The organism is Microcoleus sp. S13_C3 (assembly GCF_036700905.1).
Lineage (GTDB): Bacteria > Cyanobacteriota > Cyanobacteriia > Cyanobacteriales > Microcoleaceae > Microcoleus.
The window spans coordinates 6296-11768 of the sequence record NZ_JAUBPT010000210.1; the positions used below are offsets into that span (position 1 = coordinate 6296).

Consider the following 5473-nt stretch of genomic DNA (forward strand, 5'->3'; position numbering starts at 1 on the left):
GGACTTTGATACACGCAAAAAATCTTCCTTAGTCGTCTTCAGACGACTTTAGCTATGAGACAGGGGTTTCAACCCCTGTCGGACTGTCGGACTGTCGGACTATCGGACTCTCGGACTTTGATAGACGCAGAAAATCTTCCTGGTTTTCTTAGCAAAATGTTACAAACAAAGAAGCAAAAGTCTATTCAGGAGAATCCGCCTTGGTACTCTACAGCCCTCAACTTGAACCCAGTCAGCAGCAAAACCTTTCCTCCATCAATGGTTTTGCGGGCCGGCACATTGGCCCGACACCCAGCGAAATCCAGCAAATGCTCAATGTTTTGGGGATTTCCAGCCTCGATGAGTTAATTGACAAAACGGTTCCAGTGGCGATTCGCATTTCTCAACCCTTACAACTTCCCGCAGCGCAAAGCGAGTACAGCGCTTTGGCAGAATTGAAAGAAATTGCTGCAAAAAATCAGGTATTTCGATCGTACATCGGCACAGGATATCACGACTGCATAACTCCCCCGGTCATCCAGCGGAATATCCTAGAAAATCCCGGCTGGTATACAGCTTACACTCCCTACCAAGCCGAAATTGCTCAAGGGCGATTGGAAGCTTTACTGAACTTCCAAACCATGATAATTGACCTCACGGGTTTGGAAATTGCCAACGCTTCTTTGCTGGATGAAGGGACAGCGGCGGCGGAAGCGATGGCGGTGAGTTACGGCGCGAGTAAAAATAAGGCAAAAGCGTTTTTTGTTTCCCAAGATTGCCACCCTCAAACTATTGAAGTTGTGCAAACTCGCGCTAAGCCGTTGGCAATTGAGGTAATTGTCGGCGACCATCAAAGCTTTGAGTTCGATCGTACAATCTTCGGCGCTCTCCTGCAATACCCCGCCACAGACGGCGCAATTTACGACTATACCGATTTTATTCGATCGGCACACGAAGTCGGCGCATTAGTCACAGTAGCCGCCGACATATTGAGCCTTTGCTTGCTCACACCCCCCGGCGAATTCGGCGCGGATATAGCCGTAGGAAGCACTCAGCGCTTCGGAGTGCCGATGGGATTCGGAGGGCCCCACGCAGCCTATTTCGCCACGCGAGAAGAGTTTAAACGGCAAGTTCCGGGGAGAATTGTCGGCGTTTCTAAAGATGCCAACGGCAAATCTGCTTTACGTTTAGCCTTGCAAACTCGCGAACAACACATCCGCCGCGAAAAAGCAACCAGCAATATTTGTACGGCTCAAGTTTTGCTGGCAGTGATGGCGAGTATGTATGCTGTTTATCACGGCCCGTCTGGACTAAAAGACATTGCTGAGAAAGTACGGACTTTAACAGCACTTTTGGCATCCGGTTTAAGAAGTTTCGGATACACAATTGGTTCTCAACCTTTCTTCGATACTTTGCGGGTAGAAGTGGGAGACAAACCGCTGTCAGAACTTCTAGAAGCTGCTAAAGTACGCAAAATTAATCTCCGAGTTTTCGATGATTCGACAGTGGGAATCACTTTAGATGAAACTGTCAGCGTTGAAGATGTGCAAGAGTTGTGGAAAATTTTTGCACAGGATAAGGATTATATCAGGGCCGACGGGCAGAATGCTCTCAACATTTCGCTGGATGCCGACGCATTGAGTTCATATTTGACCTTACCAGATTTTTGCGATCGCACCAGCAGCTATCTCGCCCATCCAGTTTTCAACAGCTACCATTCAGAAACTGAACTTTTGCGCTATTTGCACCGTTTAGAAGCCAAGGATTTATCGCTAAATACATCGATGATTCCCTTGGGTTCTTGCACAATGAAATTGAATGCAACAGCAGAGATGATGCCGGTGACTTGGGCGGAATTTGGCAAGATACATCCCTTTGCACCCCGCGATCAAACTCGCGGCTATCAAATGATGTTCGTGCAACTAGAACAGTGGCTGGCAGAAATCACAGGTTTTGCGGGAATTTCTTTGCAGCCAAACGCCGGTTCTCAGGGCGAATACGCGGGTTTGTTAGTTATTCGCCAATACCACGAACACCGAGGCGAATCTCACCGAAATATCTGTTTGATTCCCCAGTCAGCCCACGGTACAAATCCGGCTAGCGCAGTGATGGCGGGGATGAAAGTAGTTGCTGTCGAGTGCGATTCCCAGGGTAATATTGATGTCGCAGATTTACATAAAAAAGCCGAGAAGCACAAAAATGAACTGGCGGCTTTGATGGTGACATATCCATCAACGCACGGCGTTTTTGAGGAAGAAATTAAAGAGATTTGCGATATTGTCCACAACTGCGGCGGACAAGTTTATATGGACGGCGCAAATATGAATGCTCAAGTTGGTTTGTGCCGCCCCGGTGATTTTGGCGCTGATGTTTGTCACTTGAATTTGCACAAAACTTTCTGTATTCCCCACGGCGGCGGCGGGCCGGGAATGGGGCCGATTGGGGTAATGTCTCATTTGGTAGAATTTTTGCCCAGTACATCTATTCTTAACAGTCAACAGTCAACAGTCAACAGTCAACAGTCAACAGTCAACAGTCAACAAAAATCAGTTGGTGCTATTTCGGCGGCGCCTTGGGGAAGTGCTAGCATTTTGACTATTTCTTGGATGTACATTCGGATGATGGGAGGATTCGGTTTAACTGATGCGACAAAAGTAGCAATTCTTAATGCTAATTACATGGCAAAACGGTTAGAATCTTATTATCCAGTTTTGTACAAAGGGAAAGCTGGTTTAGTGGCGCATGAGTGTATTCTAGATTTGCGATCGCTCAAAAAATCTGCGGCTATTGAAGTCGAAGATATCGCTAAACGGTTGATGGATTACGGCTATCACGCGCCGACGGTTTCTTGGCCGGTTGCTGGTACGGTAATGGTGGAACCTACCGAAAGCGAATCGAAGCAGGAATTAGACCGTTTTTGCGATGCAATGATTGCGATTAGATCTGAAATTGCGGAGATTGAAAAAGGCAATGTTGACGCGCAAAATAACGTCTTGAAAAATGCGCCCCATACCGCAGAATCTCTGATGGTTGATGAGTGGAATCGTCCTTATACTCGCGCCCAAGCGGCTTATCCGGCACCTTGGACTCGCGAACATAAGTTTTGGCCGGCGGTGGGTCGGATAGATAATGCGTTTGGCGATCGCAATTTTGTCTGTTCTTGTTTGCCAATGGAGGCTTACAATTAAGAGTGTAATCCATTTAAATCTCGTTTATATCTGAGTCTAGATCCCCCTAAATCCCCCTTAAGAAGGGGAGTAGGGATTGACTTTGAGAACGCTTCCAGTCCCCCCTTGTAGGGGCGGTGCCCCGTGCCCGCCCTCTTGGCTAGGGGGGATCTCCGGGTTTGATAGATGCCGAATATCTAGGTAAAAAAACCCGGTTTATCAACATCACCTCTCTCTTCTCTTCCTCTGTGCCCTCTGTGGCCTCTGCGGTTAAATCATTCCGAAACAACCGTAAACGATATCACCCAAAGCCTCAACAAAAATTTCCCCATCTCAGCTACAATCAAAACCATCATCCCCACATCCTCACATACCCCTCATGAGGCACTGGCCCCCCGGACAACAAATCCACAACGGCAAATACCTAATCGAAGAAATCCTCGGCGGCGGCGGATTCGGTGTCACCTACCGCGCCCAAAACCCCAAAGAAGGCAAAATAGTCGCCATCAAAACCCTAAATGCCAACGTTCAAGGTAAACCAAACTTTCGCGAATACCAAACCAAATTTGTCAACGAAGCATTATCTTTAGCCCGATGCAGCCATCCCCACATCGTCCAAGTTTACGAAGTATTTCCCGAAATGGCAGGAAATATCGAATTGTGGTGCATGGTGATGGAATTAATCGACGGCACTAATTTAGCAGAATATCTCGAAGATAACGGCATTTTGTCCGAAGCGAAAGCTTTCCCAATTATTCAACAAGTCGGAAGAGCTCTGAGTTTTGTGCACCAGCAGGGACTTACTCACCGCGATGTTAAACCCGAAAATGTTATGCTCAGAAAGCGGGGTTTTGAAGCAGTTTTGATTGATTTTGGCATAGCGCGACAGGCGACAGCGCCGGGGAAATTGAGGACAAATACTAATTCCGGTACAAAGTCTTACGCACCTATTGAATTATCAGAAAAACGCGCCGAAGTTGGTGCTTATACTGATGTTTATTCCCTAGCAGCAACGCTTTATGTAATGTTGACTGGTGAGTTGCCGTTTCCGTCGCAATTCAGGAAGCAAAATATTTCTTTAACTCCGCCAAAGCAATTCAATTCTGAGATTAGCGACAGGGTGAATGCCGCGATTCTGAAAGGGATGGAGTTGGAACCGCAAAATCGCCCGCAGTCGGTGCAGGAATGGTTGGATTTGCTGATACTGAAACAAGTGGCTGCTGAGACTGCGTGGGTGGTTTCAGCCGTGGGGATGGATTATATAAACTTGCGGAATTTATTGGCTGCTAAAAAGTGGAAAGAGGCCGATGAGGAAACGCGGAGAGTGATGTTAAAGGTGGCGGGTAGGGAGGAAAAAGGATGGCTGGATACAGAAAGTATTGATAAATTTCCCTGCGAGGACTTGCGTACCATTGACCAACTTTGGGTAAAATACAGTAATGGGCGCTTCGGCTTTAGCGTGCAGAAGCGCATCTATCAAAGTTTGGGGGGAACCAGTAAATATGATAAGGAAATTTGGGAGAAGTTTGGCGATCGCGTAGGCTGGAGAAAAAATAACTCATGGCTGTACTATAGCTCACTCACTTTTTCAGAAAAATCACCAGAAGCTAACCTCCCAGCGGGTGGTTGGAGGATGGAGGATTCATTTCAGGAGGAGGATATGGATTTTTTAGATAATGCAATGGGATTTGAACACAGAAGAAAAGGTGAACATATTCTATTCTTGCGTCTCGAGTCGAGACTTATAAAGTGTAACATCTAAGCGTTTCAGGATTTCATCAAGATTTATAACAAAGCCCAAAACCACGAAGCCATGCCCTGTCTAGGTTTCCGACGGGGTTGTCGGGACATAACGAGCAAATAATCAAAGTAAAATCAATCTCAGAAACCGGGTTTCTGCGATAATTTATGTATCATCACCCAGATTCAGGAAGAAACCCGGTTTCTGCCTCCCCACCAACAGCCTCCAAACTCCATAACTTAGAAACAAAATTTGTAATTTGCATCAACAATCAAGACTATCCAGCATCATTGGAAGTACGGAAAATCTACCAAATAATCCCAGATAATCGCGCTGGGGAACATCAATTGATCCGAGTTATTGACGAATCTGGCGAAGATTATTTGTATCCAGTTGCATATTTTGTACCCATCGGCCACAAGCCGTAGCCGCCGTATTTGCCTAGTGTAAGTTCATAATTACAACAGAAGTAGAGGAAATAGAAAATTTACCAACTATAATTGAATTAACTTAGTGGTGCAGAAAACTATTTTTGTTAATAAGAAAATGACATAACTTTAGAAAATTCAATCCGCCGCTCTAACTT

At 46.1% G+C, this 5473-nt stretch carries 3 protein-coding genes; all 3 read left to right on the forward strand.

The features are described 5' to 3' along the window. The first annotated feature begins 200 nt into the window (after positions 1-200). The 3 genes from gcvP to QUA16_RS33250 all read left to right on the forward strand — a co-directional run bounded on the left by gcvP (position 201) and on the right by QUA16_RS33250 (position 5315). Positions 201-3167: an aminomethyl-transferring glycine dehydrogenase gene (gene gcvP / locus QUA16_RS33240; protein ID WP_333108660.1), complete on the forward strand. Its 2967-nt coding sequence runs from the start codon at positions 201-203 to the stop codon at positions 3165-3167. 358 nt (positions 3168-3525) lie between these two features. Beyond that, positions 3526-4908, forward strand: a complete 1383-nt coding sequence (locus QUA16_RS33245) for a serine/threonine-protein kinase (RefSeq protein ID WP_333108662.1) — start codon at positions 3526-3528, stop codon at positions 4906-4908. A gap of 146 nt (positions 4909-5054) precedes the next feature. Continuing rightward, a complete protein-coding gene (locus QUA16_RS33250; RefSeq protein ID WP_333108663.1) occupies positions 5055-5315 on the forward strand; it encodes a hypothetical protein in 261 nt (86 codons plus the stop codon). Positions 5316-5473 lie beyond the last annotated feature (158 nt).

Bases quoted from the DNA above. Each gene is read 5' to 3' on its own strand.
- QUA16_RS33250 (WP_333108663.1), top strand. From the start codon at position 5,055: ATGTATCATCACCCAGATTCAGGAAGAAACCCGGTTTCTGCCTCCCCA.
- QUA16_RS33245 (WP_333108662.1), top strand. From the start codon at position 3,526: ATGAGGCACTGGCCCCCCGGACAACAAATCCACAACGGCAAATACCTA.